General features: G+C 49.1%; 17 protein-coding genes. 4 read left to right on the forward strand and 13 right to left on the reverse strand.

The window, feature by feature from the left end; translation table 11 throughout:
* Nucleotides 1-40 precede the first annotated feature (40 nt).
* The 3 genes from cgtA to rplU all read right to left on the reverse strand — a co-directional run bounded on the left by cgtA (nt 41) and on the right by rplU (nt 1,899).
* Entirely contained in the window at nt 41-1,198 is a 1,158-nt protein-coding gene (gene cgtA, locus NJR55_RS03305) for an Obg family GTPase CgtA (RefSeq protein ID WP_253617819.1), read from the reverse strand.
* 116 nt (nt 1,199-1,314) lie between these two features.
* The gene (gene rpmA / locus NJR55_RS03310) at nt 1,315-1,572 is read right to left on the reverse strand and encodes a 50S ribosomal protein L27 (RefSeq protein ID WP_011233737.1); all 258 of its coding nucleotides are present in this window, start codon (nt 1,570-1,572) and stop codon (nt 1,315-1,317) included.
* A 15-nt stretch (nt 1,573-1,587) separates the two neighbouring features.
* A complete protein-coding gene (gene rplU / locus NJR55_RS03315; RefSeq protein WP_253617821.1) occupies nt 1,588-1,899 on the reverse strand; it encodes a 50S ribosomal protein L21 in 312 nt (103 codons plus the stop codon).
* 192 nt (nt 1,900-2,091) lie between these two features.
* Between rplU and ispB the strand changes: the two genes are divergently transcribed.
* On the forward strand, nt 2,092-3,063 hold the full coding sequence (gene ispB, locus NJR55_RS03320) for an octaprenyl diphosphate synthase (RefSeq protein ID WP_253618057.1): 972 nt from the start codon (nt 2,092-2,094) through the stop codon (nt 3,061-3,063).
* Between the two features lie 593 nt (nt 3,064-3,656).
* Here ispB and mdh read toward each other — a convergent pair.
* Nucleotides 3,657-4,589 (reverse strand): malate dehydrogenase, encoded by a 933-nt coding sequence (gene mdh, locus NJR55_RS03325; RefSeq protein WP_253617824.1) that lies wholly within the window; start codon nt 4,587-4,589, stop codon nt 3,657-3,659.
* Nucleotides 4,590-4,776: 187 nt separating this feature from the next.
* Between mdh and argR the strand changes: the two genes are divergently transcribed.
* Nucleotides 4,777-5,250: a transcriptional regulator ArgR gene (gene argR, locus NJR55_RS03330; RefSeq protein ID WP_011233732.1), complete on the forward strand. Its 474-nt coding sequence runs from the start codon at nt 4,777-4,779 to the stop codon at nt 5,248-5,250.
* Here argR and NJR55_RS03335 read toward each other — a convergent pair.
* Nucleotides 5,226-6,191 (reverse strand): Dyp-type peroxidase, encoded by a 966-nt coding sequence (locus tag NJR55_RS03335; RefSeq protein ID WP_253617826.1) that lies wholly within the window; start codon nt 6,189-6,191, stop codon nt 5,226-5,228. The two genes, argR and NJR55_RS03335, sit on opposite strands and share 25 nt — an antisense overlap.
* A 116-nt stretch (nt 6,192-6,307) precedes the next feature.
* Here NJR55_RS03335 and NJR55_RS03340 point away from each other — a divergent pair, with 116 nt between their 5' ends.
* Nucleotides 6,308-8,050, forward strand: a complete 1,743-nt coding sequence (locus tag NJR55_RS03340; protein WP_253617828.1) for a DUF885 domain-containing protein — start codon at nt 6,308-6,310, stop codon at nt 8,048-8,050.
* 468 nt (nt 8,051-8,518) lie between these two features.
* Here the strand turns inward: NJR55_RS03340 and acnB are convergent, their stop codons facing one another.
* From acnB to NJR55_RS03355, 3 genes are all read right to left on the reverse strand, one after another.
* Nucleotides 8,519-11,107, reverse strand: coding sequence for a bifunctional aconitate hydratase 2/2-methylisocitrate dehydratase (gene acnB, locus NJR55_RS03345; RefSeq protein ID WP_253617830.1), 2,589 nt, complete (start codon nt 11,105-11,107; stop codon nt 8,519-8,521).
* Between the two features lie 141 nt (nt 11,108-11,248).
* Nucleotides 11,249-14,302 (reverse strand): efflux RND transporter permease subunit, encoded by a 3,054-nt coding sequence (locus tag NJR55_RS03350; RefSeq protein ID WP_253617832.1) that lies wholly within the window; start codon nt 14,300-14,302, stop codon nt 11,249-11,251.
* A complete protein-coding gene (locus NJR55_RS03355; protein WP_253617834.1) occupies nt 14,302-15,369 on the reverse strand; it encodes an efflux RND transporter periplasmic adaptor subunit in 1,068 nt (355 codons plus the stop codon). Before NJR55_RS03355 ends, NJR55_RS03350 begins: the two co-directional genes overlap by 1 nt.
* 106 nt (nt 15,370-15,475) lie before the next feature.
* Here NJR55_RS03355 and NJR55_RS03360 point away from each other — a divergent pair, with 106 nt between their 5' ends.
* Nucleotides 15,476-16,354: a LysR family transcriptional regulator gene (locus NJR55_RS03360; protein ID WP_253617836.1), complete on the forward strand. Its 879-nt coding sequence runs from the start codon at nt 15,476-15,478 to the stop codon at nt 16,352-16,354.
* 355 nt (nt 16,355-16,709) lie between these two features.
* Here NJR55_RS03360 and NJR55_RS03365 read toward each other — a convergent pair whose 3' ends face one another.
* The 5 genes from NJR55_RS03365 to lpdA all read right to left on the reverse strand — a co-directional run bounded on the left by NJR55_RS03365 (nt 16,710) and on the right by lpdA (nt 25,164).
* The gene (locus NJR55_RS03365; RefSeq protein WP_253617839.1) at nt 16,710-19,811 is read right to left on the reverse strand and encodes an efflux RND transporter permease subunit; all 3,102 of its coding nucleotides are present in this window, start codon (nt 19,809-19,811) and stop codon (nt 16,710-16,712) included.
* 8 nt (nt 19,812-19,819) lie between these two features.
* Complete coding sequence (locus tag NJR55_RS03370; protein ID WP_253617841.1) at nt 19,820-21,058, reverse strand: efflux RND transporter periplasmic adaptor subunit; 1,239 nt, start codon at nt 21,056-21,058, stop codon at nt 19,820-19,822.
* Nucleotides 21,059-21,101: 43 nt separating this feature from the next.
* Nucleotides 21,102-21,455 (reverse strand): hypothetical protein, encoded by a 354-nt coding sequence (locus tag NJR55_RS03375; RefSeq protein ID WP_253617843.1) that lies wholly within the window; start codon nt 21,453-21,455, stop codon nt 21,102-21,104.
* A 77-nt stretch (nt 21,456-21,532) separates the two neighbouring features.
* Nucleotides 21,533-23,602, reverse strand: coding sequence for a M13 family metallopeptidase (locus NJR55_RS03380; RefSeq protein WP_253617845.1), 2,070 nt, complete (start codon nt 23,600-23,602; stop codon nt 21,533-21,535).
* A 134-nt stretch (nt 23,603-23,736) separates the two neighbouring features.
* Nucleotides 23,737-25,164, reverse strand: a complete 1,428-nt coding sequence (lpdA, locus tag NJR55_RS03385; protein WP_253617848.1) for a dihydrolipoyl dehydrogenase — start codon at nt 25,162-25,164, stop codon at nt 23,737-23,739.
* Between the last annotated feature and the right edge of the window lie 108 nt (nt 25,165-25,272).

Below are 25,272 nucleotides of genomic sequence, written 5' to 3' on the forward strand. Positions count from 1 at the left end.
TTACGTCAGGACCAATATCTCACCTGACATGAATGTCAGGCTACTTTTGATAAATGACTTCGACGTCGTGATCATCATCATCGTCGTCGTCATCTTCGTCATCCATCTCTTCTTCAAGAACTTCTTCGTGGTATGTGTCCCACATAAACTCGACCGGATCGGCTTCTTCATGCTGCTCGGTGTCAGGTGCTGGCAATGTTTCAAGGTAAGACATCACCTCACGACAAAGTGCATCACTGCCACGCCCTTCCAGCGCTGCAATTTGGAACACCGGGCCGTCCCAGTTCAGAGATTTAACCAGCTCATCTACTTTTTCCTGAACCTCTTCGTCCAGCAGCAAGTCAACTTTATTGATGACCAGCCAGCGTGGCTTTTCTGCCAGTTTCGGGCTGTATTTTTCCAGCTCGTTGATAATAATACGCGCCTGCTCGGCAGGGTCGGTTTCATCAAACGGCGCTAAATCAACCAGGTGCAGCAATAAGCGGCAACGCTCTAAATGTTTCAGGAATTGTATACCCAACCCTGCACCTTCAGCCGCGCCTTCAATAAGCCCCGGAATATCGGCAATAACAAAACTCTGATGCGGAGCGGGACGCACAACACCCAAATTAGGTATTAACGTGGTAAAGGGGTAGTCGGCCACTTTAGGTCGTGCTGCAGAAACTGAACGAATAAAAGTAGATTTACCGGCATTTGGCATACCCAGCAAGCCGACGTCGGCCAGCAGCATCAGTTCCAGCTTTAGCGGACGTACTTCACCGGGAGTGCCATCGGTTTTTTGTCGTGGCGCACGGTTTATACTGCTTTTAAACCGCGTATTACCCAGACCATGGAAACCGCCTTTGGCTACCATTAAACGCTGACCGTGTTTCGTCAAATCGCCAAGAACTTCGCCGGTATCCATATCGGTAGCTCGGGTACCCGGAGGAACTGGCAACACAATATCGTTACCGCGTCTGCCCGTGCAGTTTTTACCCATGCCGTTTTTACCGCGCTCGGCTTTGTGAAAACGTTCAAACCGGTAGTCGATAAGGGTATTCAGGTTCTCATCTGCTTCTAGATAAACATCACCGCCGTCGCCACCATCGCCGCCGTCAGGGCCGCCTTTGGGGATATATTTTTCGCGACGGAAACTGATACAACCATTACCACCGTCACCCGCGTCTACGCGGATTTCTACTTCATCAACGAATTTCATCGCAATCTGCTACTTATCACTTATAGAATACTGTGCAAAATTCTAGCACATATGAAAAAGCCCCGCCGTAAGGCAGGGCTTTCAGAACCGAAACTTTTCAGTTTATGTTCACATTATTAGTCAGTAATAACGCTCACAAATTTACGGTTTTTGCTGCCCTTCACATCAAAAGACACTTTGCCTTCTGAGGTTGCAAATAATGTGTGGTCTTTACCAATACCGACGTTCGCACCAGCGTGGAACTTAGTACCACGTTGACGAACCAGGATGTTGCCTGCTAATACAGACTCACCACCGAAGCGCTTAACACCGAGACGTTTACTCTCTGAGTCGCGACCGTTTTTAGTAGAACCACCAGCCTTTTTATGTGCCATGTCGTTACCCCTTAATTAGCTGTTGATACCAGTGATTTTCACTTCCGTGAACCACTGACGATGGCCTTGTTGACGGCGAGAATGCTTACGACGACGGAACTTGACGATTTTAATTTTATCGCCACGACCGTGATCAATCACTTCCGCTTTCACTTTACCACCGGACACGAACGGAGCACCGATGTTTACATCGCTGCCGTCTGAAACCATCAAAACCTGGTCGAATTCAACTACATCACCGGTAGCTGCTTCCAGTTTTTCCAGGCGGACGATTTGGCCTTCAGACACACGGTGCTGCTTACCGCCACTTTGGAATACTGCGTACATATTATTCTCCACAACCCTATTGGGCATCCAAATTCAAATCAGGGCGCGAATTGTACGTAATCCCGCCAGCGATCGCAACCCTTAATTTGAACTTAAAAGCAGCGCCGCTTACCGCGGATTGAGTTTCCGCTCCGCTATAAATAGTGTACCATCTGTTTTCCGTTAAATTTTGTAAATAAACAGATATCTATGATGGATATGCAGTCCATTAACGCATTAGCCAGAGACGACATGCTTGGTGTTAATGCATTAATAGGTGAACAACTTCAATCGGATGTTGCCTTAATTAACCAGTTAGGCCTTTATATTGTCAACAGTGGCGGTAAACGCTTACGCCCACTGCTTGCCATATTAGCTTGTCGGGCCCTGGGTTATGAAGGTAACGATCACCGCAAACTTGCTACGATTATCGAGTTTATTCATACCGCGACTCTGCTTCATGACGACGTCGTTGATGAATCTGAACTGCGCCGCGGACGCAAAACCGCCAACGCGGTGTTTGGTAATGAAGCCAGCGTATTGGTTGGCGACTTCCTTTATACCCGCGCTTTTCAGTTAATGGTTGATTTAGACTCCCTGCGGATACTGCGCATTTTAGCGGACGCCACCAACGTCATATCTGAAGGTGAGGTGTTGCAGTTAATGAACTGTAACGACCCGGATACCTCAGAAGCCAGCTACTTTAATGTTATTTACGGTAAAACCGCCAAGCTGTTTGAGGCCGCTACGGAATTAGCCGGTGTACTAACCGAACAGGATGCGAAGGTGACTCAGCAACTGGCTGATTACGGTCGTTACTTGGGCACCGCGTTTCAGCTAGTAGATGATTTAATGGATTACACCGCTGATAGCGAATCTATGGGCAAGAATGCCGGTGACGACCTGGCGGAAGGCAAGCCAACGCTGCCGTTGTTATACGCTATGTGGCACGGCAACGAAGTAGAACAAAAGCTGATTCGCGAAGCCATTGAACAAGGCGACGGGCGTGAGCACTTACAAACCGTGCTGACCGCTATGGAACGAACGGGAGCATTACAGTATACCCGCGATAAAGCCTTAGAAGCGGCCGAACAAGCGCGCCAGTCCCTAAGCGAACTCCCCGACTCCGACTACAAACAAGCCCTGCTCACCCTAACCCACCTGGCAGTCGACCGAGTGGCTTAGGCAGGCTTGGAGAAAAGAAATGCCTTGGGGGAGCGGGCTCTGTTTCGGAGGACGCCCGTGAATACATCCCTGTAGGGCTTGGGTAGCGCCATCCATGGCGCTACACACCTCCGAAACAGAACCCTTCCCGCTTTAGGCATTTCCAATTAGCATCGCCATCCATGGCCTTCGACACTCTGCCAGAGAAACCTTCAACACTCGTAACGCTTGAAAGTGAGCAACCTGCCCTTCAACCGCTTTCGTAGCCTGATGTTCACATCAGGTGAGATATTTAAACATTGGACCTGACGTGAACGTCAGGCTACATACCTTTCAGCAAGTAGCTCGGAAATATTGGGGTGTGTCAGTATTGGCGAAAAGTCATTGCTGGAGGTAGCCTGATGTTCACATCAGGTGGGATATTTGCACATTGGGCCTGACGTGAACGTCAGGCTACATGACTTTCAGCAAGTAGCGTGGAAATGTTGGGGCGGCTATTACGGGAGTCGAAGATCTGTAGCCTGATGTTTACATCAGGTGAAATATCCGAACATCGCACCTGACGTGAACGTCAGGCTACGCGTCTCCTGTAATAGCCGCCCCAATGTTTCAGCTTAGCTGGCGAAGTCGATGCCAGTTTTGATGTCGCCTTTCAGGCCGTCTAGCATGTCGTCCATGCATTTTTGTTCGAATGCACTTAGCTTGCCGTAAGACAGGATTTCTTCTGCGCCGTTTTTGCCTAAGCGTACTGGCTGCGCGAAGAACTTAGCGTTGTCGCCAGGGCCTTCTACGTAGGTGCACTCAATAGTGTCCTGACCTTGCAGGCCTTTCAGCAGTGACAATGCAAAACGTGCTGCAGCCTGACCCATAGAAAGGGTTGCTGAACCGCCGCCGGCTTTGGCTTCAACTACTTCGGTACCTGCGTTCTGGATACGGTGAGTTAAGTCTTTGATTTCTTGCTCTGTAAACTCAACACCTTCAACCTGAGACAGCAATGGCAGAATAGTCGTACCACTGTGACCGCCAATTACCGGAACTTGTACGTTTTCTGGGTTCAGACCACGCAGTTCACCTACAAAGGCTTCTGAACGAATAACGTCCAGTGTAGTGACACCGAACAGTTTACGCTTGTCGTAACAACCAGCTTGCTTCAGTACTTCTGCTGCAATTGGAACGGTAGTGTTTACTGGGTTAGTAATAATGCCCACACAAGCGTTAGGACAGTTGTCTGCAACGCCTTGCACTAAGTTTTTAACGATGCCTGCGTTCATGTTGAACAGGTCAGAGCGATCCATACCCGGCTTACGCGGCACGCCGGCAGGAATTAATACGATATCGCTGCCAACTAATGCTGATGCTAAGTCGTCTTTACCGAAGCCTGTTACTTTCACGTCGGTAGGGATATGACTTAAGTCAACCGCCACACCTGGAACTACTGGCGCAACGTCATACAACGATAATTCTGAACCTGCTGGTAATTGGGTTTTCAGAAGTAATGACAATGCCTGGCCGATACCACCGGCCGCACCTAATACGGCTACTTTCATCTCAGACTCCGTTTTTGTTGGTCAATTTAAACTGCTTAAAAATGCAGAATTTGGGGCAAAACTGTACTCCTATATCAATAAAAATACAACTTTGCGCGATCCACATTCAGCACTCGAATAGCGCATCTTTATGCAGTACACTGTTCATAATTATAGCACGTAAACAGCATAGGAATTTGACACTCACATGGTGCAGGACACGTTACTCGAAGCTTTTAAAACTTTGCTCCGCGAAGAGCGTTATGGCTCTCAAGGGGAAATTGTTAACGCCTTAAAAGCCGAGGGCTTTGATAACATTAGCCAGTCTAAAGTGTCGCGCATGCTGAGTAAGCAGGGAGCGGTTCGTACCCGCAATGCAAAACAGGAAATGGTTTACTGTTTACCGCCTGATTTAGCAGTACCTTCCACCCGGGCACCATTAAGCCAGCTTGTACTGGATATTCAGCATAATGATGTGATGGTCATTATTCGCACAAGCCCGGGCGCCGCTCAGTTAATTGCGCGACTGCTGGATTCGGTCGGTAAAAAAGAAGGCGTACTTGGTACTATTGCCGGTGACGACACTATTTTTATTGCACCGCTTAAAGTTGCTGATATTGAATTCACTTTGCGAAAAGTACGCGAGCTGTTTGCGAATCAGGCGGTACTGCCCTCTTCATAGTCCGCTATGTCGTCGGCGACTTCTTTGTTGGCTTCCATAAAGCGCATTGAAGGAACAAAGAAACCGGCGCTGGAAACGGCTTGTGAGTAATCGAGTAAGGGGTCGTAAGCTCCCTGTTCATCGGCGTAATAACGGTTCTTTAGCCACTGGACAACCATTTTCGGCGAATGGCTAAAGTACATGGCCAGTAGCCCCTGTTCACGCAAGTCGCCCCAGGGCATATTCTGCCGTAATAGCGGAATAGGCTGTTCGTTACTGTCAATTAAGCGACTTTTCGCGGCGTGAGTGATACCTTCTATTTTAGCTTCCGATAAACGTTCACCGGATACTTTCTCGCGTCCCATTAGCAGTTCCTGCTTTTCAGGGCCCAGGTAGTCCCAACGACGCAAGTCATGCCGAAACTTCTGTACGAATAAGTAGCTGCCGTCAACAAAGTCCGCATCGTCCTGCGCCTCAACTAATGCGACTTTACGCTTACGCATACCCCGCGGATTATCCGGAGCATCGATAAAGCCGGTTAAATCGCGGCCGTCCAGGTAACGGAAGGAACGGATTTGCTCAGCCACTTCAATGTCGTAGCCAAACCATTCCATTAACGTGCGTCCCGCCAGATAATTGGCGTCAAAACGGTCACAACGAATCTGTATAACAAGATCATAGGGGTGTCTTGGCGCTTCACGGTCACCATCGCTGAGCTCGGGAAAAGCCTGCAAGTGCAGTGGTCGCTTATGCGGATAGAGAATATCCCAGTAGTCAGCGCCAATACCCACAAAGCCTGTTAACATGCCTTCAGAGAAACGGGCGTCAAGATCGCGTAAAATTGCTGGAAAACGAGCTAACTTGCGACGTAAACTTTCAACGTCGTCGCTCATGACGTGACAAAACAACGTCAGACCATGCAGATTAGGTTCCGCGTAGACTCCTGACTGAGCTTTATCCACCCTATTCTCCCATTTAACTGTTATTTTTGTGGGTTCGTTCTATTCGCTTTTACATTAATTAGCGTAAGAGGCATTATAGAATGCCTGTATTCGTTATGACACCGCAAGGAAAAATCATGCGTAATCTGATACTTATTTTTGGTTTGCTGGGCGTTACAGCCTGCACCACCACAGCTGATAACCAAACCCAGCGTAGCAGCACACAGCAACAGAGCCCCGCTGCCGAGTTTCATCAGCTTGCTGACACCATCTGGGAAGAACTGAATAAGTCCAGCGATACTGAGCTGACCGATATGTCACCAGAGGCGTTAGAAGAACGCTATCAACAACGCTCAGAGTGGCTCGAACAGCTTAACGCCGTTAACCTTAACGCGCTTAGCCGGGATGACCAAATTAATCATGCGATGATCCATTATACGTTAAAAAATAAAGTGGATGAGTATCGTTTTAAAGCACACTACATGCCATTGACAGCAGAGGGTAGTTTCCATAGTTCTCTTGCTTTTATGCCATCGTACACCTCGTTCTCTTCGGCTGAAGATTATCAGAATTACATTGCGAAACTGCGTTCCATTCCTCGTTACATGGAACAACAAACGCATTGGTTGCGTAAGGCGATAGAAGAAGGTTATACCCAGCCAGCTGCCGCCATGGCGGGCTTTGAAGAGAGCATACTGGCCTACATTGTGCAGGACGCTGATCAAAGCGTTTATTTCTCGCCGTTTTCCAAACAACCGGGCTTTATTAATGACGAGCAATGGAAGCAACTAAAAGAAGATGCCTTAACAGCCATTGACCAGCAAGTCATGCCGGCGTATGACGACTATTTTAACTTTATGGTCACCGAATATCTTCCAAATGCGCGTGAAACCATTGGTGCCAGCGAGCTGCCTAATGGCGACGCTTTTTATCAAAATCGTATTAAACATTACACGACGTTAGATTTAACCGCGGATGAAATTCACCAAATTGGTCTCCAGGAAGTGGCGCGTATTCGTGGTGAAATGCTGGAAGCTATTGAAGCAAGCGGGTTTGATGGCAGCTTTGATGAGTTCGTCGAATTTCTACGTACTGACGACCAGTTTTACCCTGAAACGGCAGAAGAGCTCCTGCAATATGCTGCCTGGATAGCAAAAAAAATGGATGGCGAATTACCCAAGCTGTTCAAAACCCTACCGCGTAAGCCATACGGCATTGCCCCAGTTCCTGAGGAGATAGCTCCAAAATACACCACGGGCCGCTATTCGGGAACGAATCGCGACGACCGCGCCGGTTTTTATTGGGTAAATACCTACGCTCTGGATCGCCGTCCGTTGTATCAGATGGAAGCGTTGACATTGCACGAAGCTGTGCCTGGTCACCATTTGCAAAACGCTCTGGCGGGCGAGTTAGAAAACTTACCGGAGTACCGTCAGCAAACTTATATTTCAGCTTTTGGTGAAGGTTGGGGCTTGTACTCTGAGTACTTAGGGCTGGAAGCCGGTTTCTATGAAGACCCTTACAGCAACTTTGGTCGTTTAAGCTACGAAATGTGGCGTGCGGCGCGCTTAGTGGTTGATACCGGTATGCATGCGAAAGGCTGGAGTCGTGAACGTGCGATGGACTTTATGGCGAGTAATACCGCGTTGTCACTGCATAATGTGAAAACCGAAATTGACCGTTACATTACCTGGCCTGCACAGGCACTTTCGTACAAGCTGGGCGAACTGACCATTAAGCGTTTGCGAACCGAGGCAGAACAACAGTTAGGTGATAAGTTCGATATTCGTGAGTTCCACGATGCGGTACTGGAAAACGGCAGCGTGCCACTGAAAGTACTCGAGCAACACATCAACGACTGGATAGCCGAGCAGAAATAGAACAGCTCCCACCGCGTAGCCTGACGTTCACGTCAGGTTCGATGGGTAGGTTACTCACTTATTTCGCTTGAGCATTGAGTACTTCTGTGACGGAGACGCTACGAGCTCATCCATGAGGGCTTGACGAAGGCCTTCCATGGCCTTCGACACTCCGCCACAGAAGTACTCAACACTCACAACGCTCACAACGCTCACAAGTGAAGAACCTTCCCCTTTCTTTTGCTTAATGTGACTGATAGTTTTTATCTGCATAATTAGCTCCTGCCTGAACAACTTACGTATAGCCCATTAAGAAACGACCCGAAAATTAGGCACAAAAAAACCGCCGAAGCGGTTTTAGGGAGACTTATTTGGGAATGAAAACACATTATGGCCGGTAGCAAGAAGTAGCCTGACGTTTACGTCAGGTGAGATATCCCACCTGACATGAATGTCAGGCTACATACGTCCTTGCAACCTAAGCACTCATTAAGCCACGTTGATGGTTGGGATGATGTTTTCCTTGGCCGCTTTTTCTGCGTCGCGGAAGGCATCCATCTGATCGAAGTTCAGGTACTTATAAACTTCGCCAGCCATTGAGTTGATGTCCTGTGCGTACTCCAGATACTCTTCCGGAGTTGGCAGTCGACCAACGATAGCACCGACAGCTGCGAGCTCTGCAGAAGTCAGGTAAACGTTTGCGCCGTCACCCAAGCGGTTCGGGAAGTTACGCGTTGAGGTAGACAGTACCGTTGCGCCTGGTTCTACCCGTGCCTGGTTACCCATACACAGTGAACAACCCGGCATTTCAGTACGAACACCGTTACGCTCGTAAATGTCGTAGTAGCCTTCAACTTCCAGCTGAGCTTTGTCCATTTTCGTTGGTGGTGCAATCCACAAACGGGTATTTAATGGGTCAGAGTTTTTCTCTAACAATTTGCCTGCAGCGCGGAAGTGACCAATGTTCGTCATGCACGAACCAATGAAAACTTCATCCACGTTGTTGCCTGCAACTTCGCTCAGGAACTTCGCGTCGTCCGGGTCGTTCGGACAACAAACGATAGGCTCTTTAATGTCGTTCAGGTCAATTTCGATAACCGTTGCGTAGTCGGCGTCTTTGTCCGCACGAGTCAGCTCTGGGTTTTCTAACCACTCTTCCATCTTACGGGCACGACGTTCCAGCGTACGCGCGTCGCCGTAGCCTTCGTTGATCATCCAGCGCAGCATGGTGATGTTAGAACGCAGGTACTCGGCAACCGACTCTTCTGACAGGTCGATAGTACAACCGGCAGCTGAACGCTCAGCAGAAGCATCCGACAATTCAAACGCCTGCTCTACGGTTAAGTGGTCAAGACCTTCAATTTCCAGGATACGGCCCGAGAAGATGTTTTTCTTGCCGCGCTTATCAACGGTCAGGTGACCTTCTTTGATAGCGAAAGCCGGAATGGCGTGAACCAGGTCACGTAAAGTAATACCCGGCTGCATTTCACCTTTGAAACGCACCAATACAGATTCAGGCATATCCAGTGGCATAACACCGGTAGCTGCAGCGAAGGCAACCAGACCAGAGCCTGCCGGGAATGAAATACCCAGAGGGAAGCGAGTATGTGAGTCACCACCGGTACCAACAGTGTCTGGCAACAACATACGGTTTAACCAGCTGTGGATGATACCGTCGCCAGGACGTAAACTTACACCGCCACGGTTCATGATGAAGTCAGGCAAGGTGTGCTGAGTTTCAACGTCAACCGGCTTAGGATAAGCGGCGGTGTGGCAGAACGACTGCATAACTAAGTCTGAGTTAAAGCCAAGGCATGCCAGGTCTTTTAGCTCGTCACGAGTCATAGGGCCAGTGGTATCCTGAGAGCCTACAGTGGTCATCTTAGGTTCGCAGTAAGCGCCTGGACGAACACCTTCCATACCACAAGCTTTGCCGACCAATTTTTGCGCCAGCGAGAAACCTTTGCCGCTGTCGGCTGGTTGCTCTGGCTTGCGGAACAAGTCTGACGGCCCCATGCCCAGAGATTCGCGTGCTTTTTCTGTCAGGCCACGACCAATGATCAGGTTAATACGGCCACCGGCGCGTACTTCATCTAAAATGACGCGAGACGCATAATCGTACTCGGCAATAATTTCGCCAGCTTCGTTTTCGATTTTTCCTTCGTATGGGTAGATAGTGATGACATCACCCATGTTCATTTTTTCAACGTCGGCTTCAAACACCAACGCGCCTGCGTCTTTCATAGTGTTGAAGAAAATAGGCGCGACTTTAGAACCAATGCAGATACCACCGGCGCGTTTATTCGGTGTGCCAGGCATGTCTTCGCCAATGTTCCACAATACTGAGTTAGTTGCCGACTTACGTGAAGAACCGGTACCCACTACGTCGCCAACGAAAGCAACCGGGTGACCTTTTTCTTTCAATTCTTCAATTTGCTTGCCTGCATCGGTAATGCCTTCACGTGGCATTTTATACATAGCTTTAGCATGCAAAGGAATGTCCGGGCGAGACCAGGCATCTGGTGCCGGAGACAGGTCATCGGTATTGGTTTCGCCAGTCACTTTAAAGACGGTCGCTTTAATTGACTTAGCCAGCTCGTCGCTGTTGGTGAACCATTCAGCATTGGCCCAGGATTCAATTACTTCTTTAGCCAGCGCATTACCAGCTTTCATTTTCTCTTCCACGTCGTGGAAGGCGTCGAACATTAAGATGGTTTCTTTCAGCTCTTTAGCGGCCAGTTCAGCCAGCTGAGAGTCGTCCAGTAATTCCACCAAAGTAACGATATTGTAACCGCCGTGCATATTGCCCAACAGTTTCACTGCGTATTCTTTACTCACAACCGGGCTTTCAATTTCGCCCTTAACAACGGCGCTTAAGAAGCCTGCTTTAACATAAGCCGCTTCATCCACACCAGGTGGTACACGCTCTGCTAAAAGCTCGACCAGAAAGTCTTCCTCGCCTGCTGGAGGATTTTTCAGTAACTCCACTAAATCGGCTACTTGCTCGGCGTTTAATGGCTTCGGAGGGATGCCTTCTACGGCGCGCTCTTCTACGTGCTGACGATATTCTTTAAGCACTTATAGTACCTCTCATTTGCTTGCATGAATTCTAGACGGTTCACTAGTGCGGCGCATTATACGGATTTTACTGTTAAATTCCCATGACACGGGGCTATAAAACAGATAATTCAGGGTATAAACGGGGTGAATGCGCCCGGGTTACGGGCGCGGTACTCGTTGCACTATGGCATACATAACAGGCACAACAAACAAGGTCAGCAAAGTGGCAAAACCAAGACCAAACATAATGACCGTTGCCATGCTGGCAAAGAAGTCGTCAAACAGCAGCGGTATCATGCCCAAAATGGTGGTGGCTGCCGCCATTCCTACCGGACGAACACGGCTAACCGCAGCATCGCTTAACGCCTGAGCCGCCTCTTTACCCGCGTCCAGCTCAGCATTAACCTGCTCCAGCAACACTACACCGTTTTTAATCAGCATGCCGGAAAGGCTGAGGAAGCCGAGTAACGCCATAAAGCCAAAGGGTTTATCCAGTAGTAAGAGTCCAACAGTGACTCCAATAATGGAAAGTGGCACTGTCGTCCAAAGCACAGCGGCCTGACGAATGCTGTTAAACAGCAGCACGGTAATAATAAACATGACCAGGAAGCCCAGAGGCAAGGCGCCAAACAACGCTTTTTCGGCTTTGCCGGCGGCTTCGTGCTCGCCGCCCCAGGTTAATTCGTAGCCTAGCGGTAAGTCGATAGCCTCAAGCTTAGGCCGGACACGTTCAAATACTTGTGCAGCAGTTTCCTCGCCCAGCAAGTCGTGGTCGGCCATAACGGTGAGTGTTCGCTTACGGTCACGGCGGAGTATTAAAGGGTCTTCCCAAACGACGTCAATTGAACGCGCAACTTGAGCCAAAGGTACAAAACGGTCGAACGCCGGACTGTAAATTTGCAGTTCCTGCCAATTATCCAAATCGACCCGCTCAGCTGCCGGCGCACGCTGCACTATCGGTAATAAATCGGTGCCATCGCGGTAGATACCAATTTGTCGACCCACAAAGTTGGCCAATAGCAGATTATTCACGTCTTCTTTCGTAATACCTGCACGTCGGCCTGCCGCTTCGTCGTATTCTGGGCGCAACAGTTTGGTTGGCGTGCGCCAGTCAGAGCGAATATTTACCGCACCCGAATCTTCGGCAAGAATGGCCTGGGCCTTTTTACTTAGCTGACGGAGGGTATCAATATCCGGGCCGGAAAAACGTGCTTCAATTTTTGCCGGAGTAGCCGGGCCAATTTCAACCCGAATCAGTTTGTCCTCAACGTCCGGGTGCTCTTCGCGAATTCGCTGACGAATGTCGCGCATTAACGCATCCATTACGTCTTTATCTTCGACTCGCACCAGCAACTGCGCATAACTCTCGTAACTTTTCTCCACCAGATAAGTTAGGGTGAACCTCGGTGCTCCCTGGCCTATGGTCGTGGCCACCGAGATCACTTCACTTTTCTCCAGCAGGTAGTCTTCCAGCCGTTTAGAATCTTGTTCGGTATGACGAATATCCGTACCCTGTGGATACCAGAGATCGACATAAAATAACGGCGTTGTCGATGGTGGGAAAAATGCCTGTTTCACCTGACCAAACCCAACAACCGCAGATACCAACATCACTAGCATTACGAGCATACTGATAATACGATGGCGCAGACACACCGATAGCATTGTCTTATAACCACGGTACACCGGGTGAGAGAAAACATCGTCCTGCTCATCACCACTACCAATGTCCTTCGCGGAATATAGGCGGTCAGCCAGAAACGGTATAAGCGTCAACGCAGTCACCCAGCTCAGCAGCAAGGAGATGAGCAACACCCAGAACAAACTTCCGGCAAATTCACCGGTGGCGTCTGACGACAAGCCAATTGGAGCGAAGGCAATAATGCCGATAACAGTCGCTCCCAGTAGTGGCCACTGGTTTTGCTTGACCACACTAACCGCGGCATCCACTTTACTCATACCGCGTCGCATACCGACCATAATACCGTCGGCAATAACTATCGCGTTATCCACCAGCATGCCCAGCGCAATAATCAACGCACCGAGGGAAACTCGTTGCAGGTTAATATCTCCTAGGCGCATAAAAATGAAGGTGCCCAACACGGTTAGCAACAAAACCGTGCCAATAAGCAAGCCACTGCGGAACCCCATGGTGAGCAGTAGCGCAATAATAACGATGGCCACAGCCTCTACCAAGTTCAGCAGAAAATCATTAACTGAGTTTTCGACCTGATGCGGTTGATCGTAAATGCGGTCAACCGACATTCCTACCGGTTTGGCATACTCCAGCTCATCCATTCGCTGTTGCAGACGCTCACCCACTTCCACAACATTCACGTTATCCGCAAACGACAGTGCCAACCACAAGGAAGCCTTTCCGTTATAGCGCACCACATGATCCGGAATGTCTTTGGTTTCGCGGTAAATGGTCGCTACATCACGTAGATAGATTCTTTCAGCGGCTCCGGGATTACTGATAACCAGTTCTTCCATGTCTTCAACATCGGCAAATTCACCACTGGTGGCAATGCGCAAGGCTTCCTGGTCAACGGTTACTCGTCCGGCGTTTGCTACAGCATTCTGAGTTTGCAGCAGCCCGGCAATACGACTGGGAGGGATACCAAAATTTGCCAGACGTGAGCGCGATACTTCCACCACCACCTGCTCTTGCTGCTCTCCTGCAAGAGTCACTTTGCCTACACCATCAACTAAAACCAGTTCACGACGCAAAAAGTCAGCATAATGCTCAATATCTTTATAGGAATAATCCGGCCCGGTAATGGCCATCATAACGCCATACACATCGGCAAAATCATCGCGAATAATGGGTTCACTGGTGCCCGGAGGAAGCTGCCCTTTGGTGTCGTTAATTTTACGCCGCAATTCGTCCCATATTTGGTGCAAGTGCTCTTCACGGTAAATGCTTTTCATCTCAACCGTTATTTGCGACAACCCGGGCTTGGAAATCGATTTTACGTGGTCGACGTAACTTAACTCCTGAATGGCATTTTCCAGCTTATAGGTTACCTCTTCTTCTACCTGTTGAGCTGATGCTCCCGGGTATGGCGTAATGACCATGGCCTGCTTAATGGTGAACTTGGGATCTTCCAGGCGGCCAAGCTGAGTCAGGGCAACCAAACCACCAATCAGCAGGATAAGGAATAACATCCAACTCGTGGTTTTTCGCTCCATGCTGTATTGAGCTATATTCATTACAGACCCCGTTCACGTTGCCATTCACGAACCTGCTGATTCTCTTTCAGCTGATGAACGCCGGCTATAACTATAGTTTCGCCCTCTTTCAGTCCGTCGAGTACCGTTAAGCCATCGTTGGTCATTGGCCCGACATTCACTTTACGTTTTTGCACGCGCATATCGTCGTTAACAACCCAGACATAGGAAGCATCGTTTGTTTCACTAAACACCGCTTTTGCCGGTACCACCATGCCTATTTGAGAGGAGCGCAGCACTTCATTAATGTCGACAATGACCGTTGCCGTCATACCCGGCAGAACGTTGATATTCTGCGGTTTCGGTAAAGTGAACACGACTTCATAAGTATTCGTCGCGCCGTCCGATTGTGAGTCCCACTCTTTTAAGTGAGCCGGATAAGTGAATTCCGGTGCGGCATCAAAGCGTACTTCTGGCTGGTAATCGATTTGTTTTTTGACCTTGGCAAACAGTTTTTCCGGTACATTAATGCTGACATCAATAGCGTTGCTGATTTGTAAGGTAACAATAGGCTGCTTAGCCTGAACGTTTTCATAAGCTTCCACGGCCAGGTTCGCCACAACGCCGTCGAAAGGCGCAGTGAGCTTGGTATAGCCTAAATTCGCTTTGGCGGTTTCGTAGTTTGATTTTGCCACCGCAAGCTCTGACTCTATCTGATCAAACTGCCCTTCCGACATGACTCCTTCATTAACCAAAACTTTGTTTCGGTCGTATTGAGATGATGCCAGCTCATATTGTGCTTTTGCCTGATCAGCAGCCAGTTGGTAGTCGGTTGGATCCAACTGCGCGATGAGATCGCCCTGCTTTACTTCGGTACCCGGGCGAGCTGGTAACTCAGTAATCTCACCTGCGACACGAAACGTCAGTTGAGCCACTTTGGCCGCCTCTACCACAGCAGGGAATTCACGTAACCGTGGCCCGTCGGCTTCAGTCACTTGCATAAGCCGCGCCGGGCGCGCCTGTTGAGTATCATTAACTTTTGTTTGTTCGCTGCATGCCGCTATAACAACAGCAGCCAGAGCGATAGAAAGAGGTTTCAGCCAGCGCATGAATTCAGTTCCGATATTTTCAGGGAAATTTAATTAGAATAAGTTTACCGCAAGTATAGTTACAGTTATATTGAATTAAAATTAAAAAGACCATCAGTTAAACTTAATGAATTTATCTCACCTTCACATGATGATCACCGTTGCCAAGCTTGGTAGTCTGCAGAAAACGGCTGAGCAACTCGGTCGCACTCAGTCAGCTGTTAGTATGGCGTTAAAAAAGCTGGAAGAGAACGCAGGTTTCGCCCTATTTAACCGTGACGGTTACCGCTTAGAACTTACCGAACAAGGCCAGCACTTTCTGCGGCAAGCAGAAGAGGTCGTGCGCCAGCAACAACGTCTGCAGTCACTGGCTAACCAACTGAAACATGGAGCAGAGCCTCTGCTGACGCTATGTTATGACCATACCTGTGACAGCAAACTCTGGGTACCCAGCATCCAGCACGTACAGCAACAATACCCGGCAACCGAACTGCACGTAGACGGTGAATCACAGTTGCGCGCGCTAAAACGCATAGATAAAGGCACTGCCGACCTGGCGCTCTGCCCCTGGCTGCCTTTATTTCGTCAATACGGCGACTTTGAAACCCTGCCGGTGGCGCCGTTTGAATTAACGGTTGTGATGTCAGCTGCGCTGATGAAAGAGTTTGGGCGTATGCCACAAAGCCGCCAGGATTTATTAGAACTGCCAATGTTGGTACCGCAAAACCTGGAAGTTGGTATTAATCTGGATGCAGTATTACGCCTGCCCAGTCAGCAACGTATAAGAGTGAATGAAGTTAACACTCAGTTTGAATTGCTGATGGCTGGTTTTGGCTGGGGCATTATTCCCAAACACATTGCCCTGGACGCCCTTGAGCAGGGCAAGCTGGTTGAAATCAACATTCCGGGATTCGTCCAGCAAGTGCGTTTGGAGATTCACTTAGTACGCTCAGCAAACCGTACCTTAGGCCCGGCCGCCAATGCCATCTGGGAAAGCTTCGCCTGACATTAATTTTGGGGGAATTGCGCGCGTGACGATCACAGCACGTAGCCTGACATTTATGTCAGGTCGTAGCCTGATGTTCACATCAGGTGGGGTGCTTGGCGGGAAGCGAAATGCAAAATTGCGTCAGGTGCGGTGGCAGATAGTGGGCGCGCCTGACGGTTGCGGCGAACCATTGAGGAGGTGTGCAGCCCCATGGATGGCGCTGCCCAAGCCCTACAGGGATGTATTCACGGGCATCCTCCTCAATGGTTCCTGCAACCTCCAGCGCTCGCTATATTCCACCTCACCTGACATAAATGTCAGGCTACGTGCTCCTTTTTCGCCAGCTCACCTGACGTGAACGTCAGGCTACGCGTTATTTCCGGGCGAGGTAGAACACGGCGGGGATAACCAGCATAGAGATCAGCGGAGCTAATACCATGCCGCCAACCATGGGGGCGGCGATGCGCTGCATGACTTCGTTACCGACACCGCCACCTAGCATTATCGGCAACAAGCCAACGATAATGGTCAGCACGGTCATGGCCTTGGGTCTTACCCGCAGCAACGCGCCTTCTTCTACTGCTGCTTTTAGCTGATTTTTGTCGTATGCCACGGCTTTCCAGGCGTTGTTCAGGTACAACAACATAACCACGCCGAATTCTGCAGCGACACCAGCCAGGGCTATAATGCCGACAATAACGGCCAATGACAGGTTGTAGTCCAGCAGATAAATCAGCCATAAGCTACCGGTTAATGCCAGCGGCAAGGTACCTATCACCAGTAAAGCCTGCGGTAGAGAACGGAAGGTCATGTACAGCAACAATAAAATAACCAACAGCGTCAGCGGAATGATCTCTTTCAAGTCACTTTCCACCTGTTGCATGGCTTTATATTGCCCAGTCCAGCTCCAGTTGTAACCTACCGGTATTTCCAACTTATCCATAACGCCACTAACCTGGGTAATATAGTCACCAACCGTGACGCCTTTAGCCGGTTCAATAAAGACCCAGCTGCTTAAACGGGCATCTTCGCTTTTCAGCATGGCCGGCCCCTGAGTTACCCTTATATCGGCGACATCGGACAGAGTCAGCCACTGCCCGGAAGCCGATTTAACTGGCAGGGTTTTCAGCTTCTCGATATGGTCGCGCTGCTCTCGCGGATAACGCAGGTTAATAGGAAAACGCTCATTGCCCTGTACCGATGTCGCAATATTCGCTCCACCAATGGCGTACTGAATATGCTCGTGGATATCTGCCTGGGTCAGGCCGTAACGAGCCGCTTGTCGCAATTTCGGCTCTATCTCAATATAACGACCTCCGCCGGAACGCTCTGCAATGACCGAACCCGTTGCATCCTGCTCAGAAAGCGTATCTTCAATACGGGTGGCCAGTTTTTCTATTTCACGAAAGTCACTACCGCTCACTTTAATGGCTAACGGAGTTTTAACACCGGTCGCGAGCATTTCAATGCGGGTGCGAATGGGCTGTACCCAGGCATTAGTCACGCCGGGTATCTGCACCCGCTCGTCCAGCTCAGCAATGATGTCATCTACCGTTATCTCTTCACGCCATTCACTTTCATGCTTGAGGGTAATGCTGGTTTCTATCATCGTCATTGGTGCTGGATCGGTGGCGGTGTCAGCACGACCGACTTTACCAAACACGCGCTCAACCTCGGGCTGTGCAGCAATGAGCTTATCGGTTTGCTGTAGCAACTCACCGGCACTTTCAACACTGATACCCGGCAGTGTGGTGGGCATGTACATTAGGTCACCCTCATGTAGCGGCGGCATCAGCTCGTAATTAAGCTGCTTATACGGGTGCCAGGCAGATGCAGTGATCAGAAGAGCCAGCACAATAATGGTTTTAGGAAACTTAAGTGTGAAAGCCAGCAGTGGCCGGTAAAGCGCAATTAAGCCGCGCGACAGCCAGTTCTTTTCTTCGGCAGGTATTTTTCCGCGCACCAATAACGCAATAAGTACCGGTATCAGCGTTACTGCAATAATTGCGGCGGCGGCCATGGCCAAAGTTTTGGTATAGGCTAAGGGTTCAAACAGACGCCCTTGCTGGCCTTGCAGCACAAACACCGGAACAAAGCTGACGGTAATGACCAACAACGAGAAGAACAGGGACGGGCCCACCTCGCGACAGGCTTCGTTGACGATTTTCAGCCTTGCAGCGCCCTTAGCCACTACCTGATGCTGCTCCTGATAGTTCTGCAGATGCTTATGGGTATTCTCAATCATGACAATGGCGGCATCTACCAGCGCGCCAATAGCAATGGCGATTCCTCCCAGGCTCATAATGTTGGCGCTGATACCCAGCATGTTCATTATCCACACCGCGAACAGCACCGACAGCGGTAAACTGATAATAGCCACTACCGCCGAACGCGCGTGCCATAGAAACAAGATACACACCACTGCAACAAAGAACATTTCTTCTATGAGCTTGGTGGTGAGGTTATCTGTCGATGCCTGGATTAGGCTTGAGCGGTCATAGGTCGGAACTACCTTAACGCCCTCAGGCAAGCCCTGCTTCAACTCTTCCAATTTGTCTTTAACGGCGGCAATAGTTTGTAGGGCGTTCTCACCATGGCGCATGACCACAATGCCGCCCACCACTTCGCCGTCGCCGTTCAGCTCGGTAATGCCGCGGCGTACCTGCGGTCCAATGCGCACATCAGCGACTTCTTGCAAAAGCACCGTGCCCTGTTGTTCTGACAATAGCGGCAAAGGAATTTGCCGAATGTCTTCGATACTTTTCAAATACCCAAGTCCGCGCACCATGTATTCAGCTTCGCCCATTTCAACCACAGAACCACCTACCTCGTTATTGGCCTGCTGAATGCTCTGCTTTACCTGATTCAGAGTCAGGTTATAACGGTGCAAAGCTTCCGGCTGAACCACCACCTGGTAGGTTTCAACCATGCCGCCAACCGTGGCAATTTCTGCTACCCCCTGCACACTTTGCAGTTCCTGTTTTAAAAACCAGTTCTGCAGACGAGTCAGTTCCCCTAAATTGAGCCGATTGGTTTCGTCAACCAATGCGTATTGATACACCCAGCCAATGCCGGATGCATCGGGGCCTAACTCCGGACGAACTTGCTCAGGTAGCTGGCTTTGCGCCTGATCCAGGTATTCGTTCACCCGGCTACGGGCCCAGTAAGGGTCGGTGCCATCTTCAAAAATAACGTAAACGTAAGAGTCGCCAAAAAACGAAAACCCACGTACTGAGGTGGCTTTAGGTACGGACAGCATCACGCTGGAAAGCGGATAGGTCACCTGCTCTTCGACTACCGCCGGCGCTTGTCCCTGGTAACTGGTTTTGACGATAACCTGTACTTCCGATAAGTCCGGTATTGCATCCAGTTTGGTCTGCTGCAGCGACTGCCAGGCCCAGAAAGCCAGACCTAAGAATAGCAGTAACACCATCCACGAATTACGTATGGAGGTTTCGATAATACGAGCTAACATAAAACCTCCTAGTGGTTGTGTTGTGGCGCAGCAGCGTTGTCATTGCTGCTATCTAAGCCCAAGCCTTGCAAGCTGGCCTCGGAATCCAGCAGAAACTGGCCCGAAGTGACCACTAACTCACCTTCCTCCAGCCCCTCTGCAATGGCTATTTCGTTACCTACACGCAACCCGGTAGTTACTTCGCGAACTTCAAACTTGCGCTCACCGGATTTAACCACCACACGGTTATTCATGCCCGTAACAATTAAGCTGGCAACCGGCACAACCACAGCATCATTTACTGGCTCCAGTTCAATATGCGCTGTTGCCCATAGGCCTTCGCGCAACCGATCAATAGAGTCGTTAACCGGAATACGGACTTTGATGGTCTGGGTTACCGGGTCAACTTGCGGATAAATATAGTCAATGGTGTTCATCCAGTGGCCGCCTGGGAAATGCGACGAGGAAATATGTGCCATTTGCCCGGTCTTTAACTGTTTACTGTAACGCGCCGGAACATCAGCAAAGAACCACAGCTGATTGTCCTGTGTCAGAGTCAGTAATTTAAGCCCGGGAGACACGTACATGCCTTCCTGAATATCCAGGCTGGTAATATAACCGGACTCAGGTGCGTAATAGTCCACCACATATTCGGTTTCGCCGCCTTGTTCCAGAGCTTTAATCTGCGCTTCGGTCATACCTAGCAACCTCAGACGCTGCTGCCCGCGACGTTTAAAACTTTGCTGACTGTCACCGTTTCGGATATCGGAGAGTGAATCAAGTAACTGCAGGTAGTCGTCCTGAGCCACAACTAAGTCTGGCGCATACAGGCTGTAGAGTTTGTCGCCCTTCTCCACCCACTGACCTTCAACGTCTGCGTGTAGTTCTTCTACCCAGCCTTCTGCACGGCTATGGATATGCCGCTGAGCTGACTCCTGCCAACGAACTTGTGCCTGTGCTATAAGCTGCGGCTGAAGATTTTTGCGAACCGCTTTTGCGGTGGTTACCCGAATGGCCTGCTGACTGGACTCTGGCACGGTGAAACTTTTCTCAGCTCCAGGCTCAGAATAGTCCTGTTTAGGCTCTTTCTTAACCAGATCCATACCACAAATTGGGCAAGTTCCCGGCTCGTTCCGAACCACCTGACTATGCATAGGGCACACGTATTCCGTGCTCTGCCCGAACGGGTTTTGATCTTCTGAATGATTGTGTTCCTGAGCCAAAGTTAAAAATGGGATCAGGATGAATATAGCTATCCAATAACGCATGATATTTCCTCGAAAACAAAGGTTTAAGACGTAAAAACTGAGCTTAAACTGCGTGTTTCGGCGGACGTATCAGCGTTTCAGTAATAACCGGAAGGTTTGAATAAAGGGGATGAACAGCGTGCGTGGATGCTGCTGGCGAAAGTTGTTTGAATGGGTTCAACAGCGCCAGTTGACCGGCACAATGTTGTTCACACTGCTGGCAAAAGGAGCTTTCACTGTCGCAGTTTGATTGTTCCATTGATATGTCGGACTCATCACAACAGTCATGCTGTGTCATATCGTGAGATGACGAAGCACTAACGGTGTCTGACATCGGCATAGCATGCACTGCTGGTGAGGAGAAACTCCCCACCAGCAGTGCTGTAACCAATATCCAGACAACCGTTAATGTTTTCATATCGTAGCCTGACATCTATGTCAGGTCCCATATTGCTCCTGATGTAAACATCAGGCTACTTGCCTCATATCGGCATCTTACCAGATAGTAACGCGGTTTTCAGGTGCAACGTACAATTCGTCACCTTCTTCAACATTAAAGGCTTCGTAGAATGCAGGAACGTTAACAACAGTACCGTTTACTCGATACTCCGCCGGCGAATGCGGGTCACTCATAACCTGCTCACGAATCGCGTCTTCACGATACTTACCGCGCCATACCTGAGCCCAGCCAATGAATACTCGCTGTTCGCCAGTAAAACCATCAAGCACAGGGGCTTCTTCGCCGTCTAATGACATTTTATAGGCTTCGTACGCTATCGTCAGGCCGGCTAAGTCGCCAATATTTTCGCCCAGAGTCAGGTCGCCGTTAACATTCAGACCTTCAATTGGCTCGTACTGGCTATATTGTTCAGACAGTTGCTGAGTACGTTCCTCGAATGCCTTTTTATCAGCATCGGTCCACCAGCTTTGCAGGTTGCCGTCACCATCATATTTAGCGCCCTGGTCGTCAAAACCGTGCCCCATTTCGTGGCCGATTACCGCACCGATACCACCATAGTTCACCGCCATTTCAGCGTCCATATCAAAGAATGGAGGCTGCAGAATACCGGCCGGGAAAACGATTTCGTTACGTACCGGGCTGTAGTACGCGTTGACTGTTTGCGGAGTCATACCCCAGTCTTCTTCATCAACAGGACCACCAATTTTGGCAATTTCTTCCTGATAGTTGAACTCAGCGTAAGCTTTGTAGTTAGCAACTAAGTCAGTTGACGAAATTTCCAGTTCGCTGTAGTCACGCCATTTGCTTGGATAACCTACTTTAGGGTCAAATTTCTTCAGTTTTTCCAAAGCTTTTTCTTTGGTTTCGTCCGTCATCCATTCCAGGTTACGAATAGACTGACCATAAGCGTCACGAAGGTTTTCAATCAAACCTTCCATTTTTTCTTTAGCTTCTGGCGGGAAGTACTCTTTTACGTAGACCTGACCCAGCACTTCACCTAACACGCTGTTTGTTGCATCAACCGCTCGCTTCCAGCGAGGTTCCTGCTCAGGTGTACCACGTAAGGTTGTGCCGTAAAAATCAAAGCGACGCTGGCTTATGTCTTCACTCAATGCAGAAGCGTATTCGTTAACCAGACGGAAGCTCAAGTAGTCTTTCCACGCCTGTAAGTCCACTTCGTTAAACAGTTCACCAAATTCTTCAAAGTAAGATGGCTGACGAATAACCATTTCTTTTACATCAGATAACTCAGAAGTCTCGATAAACTTTTTGAAATCGAAGTTGTTAAGCATATCAGCAACTTCGTCGGCTGATTTTTTATTGTAGGTTTTATTCGCATCGCGGCTTTCTACGCGGCTCCACTGAATTTCTGCCAGTTGAGTTTCTAATTTCAGAATACGCTCTGCAGCGCCTGCTGCGTCTTCGACCCCAACCATACCCAGAATGTCTTCCGCGTACTCGACGTAAGCGTTACGGAACTCTTCGAACTTTTCGTCGTCTTTCAGGTAGTAGTCACGATCAGGCAGACCTAAACCCGACTGAGAAATATACATTGCGTTAATTTGCGGGTCTTTCGCATCAGGGTACACATAAAAACCAAATGGAATTGAAACGCCACCACGGAACATACGAGCCATATGTTCAGCAACTGAGTCGTAATCTTCCAGTGCCTGAATAGCGTCTAAGTCACTCGCAATTGGTTTTGCACCTAGCTCATTCAACGTTTCAACGTCCATAAAGGCATTGAAGAAGTCGCCAATTTTACGCTCGTTTGTGCCTGGTTCAGGGTTAGAAGAGGCTGCTGATTCAATGATATCGCGTAAACGCTTTTGGTTTTGTTCACGTAAATCGAAAAACGAACCTACCGATGAACGGTCAGAAGGGATTTCTGTTTTATCAATCCAGGTACCGTTTACATAACGGAATAAGTCGTTCTGCGGTTTAACACTGTGATCAAAGTTCTCAAGTACAACACCCGAGCTCAGTTCTTGTTTTGCTTCTTCGGCCTGCTGGGTTTGTTGTTTTGATTCTTCCTGCTGCGGAGAACAGGCGCCCAGAGTTAAAGCCATAGATACGCCAAACGCTACAGCGGTTAATTTTTTCATCGGTTGTTACCTTTTCTTTAGTGTTCATTATTTTAACCCCACTAAACTAGCGCATTGTTAAATTCAGCGCAAAAAAAACGGCTGCATTCGCGATGAATGCAGCCGTTTTACCGATGATTTATCGTAACAAAATGTTACTTCTTCTTTTTCGCCTTAGGATTCGGCATATCGGTAATAGAGCCTTCCTGAATTTCAGCAGCTAAACCAACTGATTCATGCAAGGTTGGGTGTGCATGAACAGTCAGAGCGATGTCTTCTGCATCACAGCCCATTTCAATGGCAAGGCAAACTTCGCCCAGCAACTCACCGGCGTTAGTACCACACATGGCACCACCGATAATACGGTTGCTCTTATCAAAGATAAGCTTCGTCATGCCTTGCTGTGCGTTTGAAGCAATAGCACGGCCTGAAGCTGACCAGGGGAAAGTCACTGCATCGTATTCGATGCCCTGTTCTTTCGCTTCTTTCTCAGTAACACCTGCCCATGCAACTTCCGGGTTGGTATACATGATAGAAGGAATCACTTTAGGTTCGAAGAAGTGCTTCTTACCGGCAATAACCTCTGCCGCAACGTGCGATTCATGTACCGCTTTGTGCGCCAGCATAGGTTGACCAACGATATCACCGATAGCGAAAATGTGGTCTACGTTAGTGCGCATCTGGCTATCAACTTTGATAAAGCCACGGTCGTCAACGTTCACGCCAGCTTTGTCGGCGTCAATTTTGTTACCATTTGGTGCACGACCAACAGCAACCAGAACCACGTCGTATTTAACCGGTTTTTCAGGCGCGTTCTTGCCTTCAAAAGTAACGTAAATACCGTCTTTTTTCGCTTCAACGTTGGTTGCTTTGGTGCTTAGCATAACGTTTTCGAAGCGACCTTTAATTTGCTTGTTGAAGCTCTTAATGATGTCAGCGTCTGCTGGAGGCACTAATTGGTCGGTCATTTCAACCACATCAACTTTAGAACCTAATGAGCCGTATACCTGACCCATTTCCAGAGCGATGATACCACCACCTAACAACAACATTTTCTTAGGAATTTCTTTCAGTTCCAGCGCGTCGGTGGAATCCCATACGCGGTCGTCGTCATGTGGAATGAACGGCAATTTAATGGCTTGAGAACCTGCAGCAATAATGGCGTTATCGAATTTAACTTCAGTTTCGCCGTCGTCACCTTCAACTTTAATGGTGTTGCTGCCGGTAAATTTGCCGTAACCGTTAACGATTTTTACCTTGCGCATTTTTGACATCTGGCCAAGGCCACCGGTTAACTGTCCAACCACTTTTTCTTTGTGTTTACGCAGTTTATCCAGGTCAATTTTCGGTTCGCCAAACTCAATACCTTCTTCTGCCAGGTGCTGAGCTTCTTCAATGTGCTTGGTCATGTGCAGCAATGCTTTTGACGGGATACAGCCAACGTTCAGGCAAACACCGCCTAAGGTGCTGTAACGCTCAATCAAAACAACATCCAGACCCAAGTCAGCTGCACGGAAAGCTGCTGAATATCCGCCCGGGCCCGAACCTAACACCACTACCTGTGTTGTAATTTTGTCGCTCATGTTAACCCCTTTTTTGTCACAGCCAGTTGAGCCACCGGCTGCGCTCAGTCAACGCTAAATGTGGCGCTATTGTAGCGCGAATTTTTTCGTATTTCCTACCCCAATTGG

It is taken from the genome of Idiomarina rhizosphaerae, assembly GCF_024159085.1.
Classification (GTDB): Bacteria; Pseudomonadota; Gammaproteobacteria; order Enterobacterales; family Alteromonadaceae; genus Idiomarina; species Idiomarina rhizosphaerae.

Bases quoted from the DNA above. Each gene is read 5' to 3' on its own strand.
- cgtA (WP_253617819.1), bottom strand. From the start codon at position 1,198: ATGAAATTCGTTGATGAAGTAGAAATCCGCGTAGACGCGGGTGACGGT.
- rpmA (WP_011233737.1), bottom strand. From the start codon at position 1,572: ATGGCACATAAAAAGGCTGGTGGTTCTACTAAAAACGGTCGCGACTCA.
- rplU (WP_253617821.1), bottom strand. From the start codon at position 1,899: ATGTACGCAGTATTCCAAAGTGGCGGTAAGCAGCACCGTGTGTCTGAA.
- ispB (WP_253618057.1), top strand. From the start codon at position 2,092: ATGGATATGCAGTCCATTAACGCATTAGCCAGAGACGACATGCTTGGT.
- mdh (WP_253617824.1), bottom strand. From the start codon at position 4,589: ATGAAAGTAGCCGTATTAGGTGCGGCCGGTGGTATCGGCCAGGCATTG.
- argR (WP_011233732.1), top strand. From the start codon at position 4,777: ATGGTGCAGGACACGTTACTCGAAGCTTTTAAAACTTTGCTCCGCGAA.
- NJR55_RS03340 (WP_253617828.1), top strand. From the start codon at position 6,308: ATGCGTAATCTGATACTTATTTTTGGTTTGCTGGGCGTTACAGCCTGC.
- NJR55_RS03350 (WP_253617832.1), bottom strand. From the start codon at position 14,302: ATGAATATAGCTCAATACAGCATGGAGCGAAAAACCACGAGTTGGATG.
- NJR55_RS03355 (WP_253617834.1), bottom strand. From the start codon at position 15,369: ATGCGCTGGCTGAAACCTCTTTCTATCGCTCTGGCTGCTGTTGTTATA.
- NJR55_RS03360 (WP_253617836.1), top strand. From the start codon at position 15,476: ATGAATTTATCTCACCTTCACATGATGATCACCGTTGCCAAGCTTGGT.
- NJR55_RS03365 (WP_253617839.1), bottom strand. From the start codon at position 19,811: ATGTTAGCTCGTATTATCGAAACCTCCATACGTAATTCGTGGATGGTG.
- NJR55_RS03370 (WP_253617841.1), bottom strand. From the start codon at position 21,058: ATGCGTTATTGGATAGCTATATTCATCCTGATCCCATTTTTAACTTTG.
- NJR55_RS03375 (WP_253617843.1), bottom strand. From the start codon at position 21,455: ATGAAAACATTAACGGTTGTCTGGATATTGGTTACAGCACTGCTGGTG.
- NJR55_RS03380 (WP_253617845.1), bottom strand. From the start codon at position 23,602: ATGAAAAAATTAACCGCTGTAGCGTTTGGCGTATCTATGGCTTTAACT.
- lpdA (WP_253617848.1), bottom strand. From the start codon at position 25,164: ATGAGCGACAAAATTACAACACAGGTAGTGGTGTTAGGTTCGGGCCCG.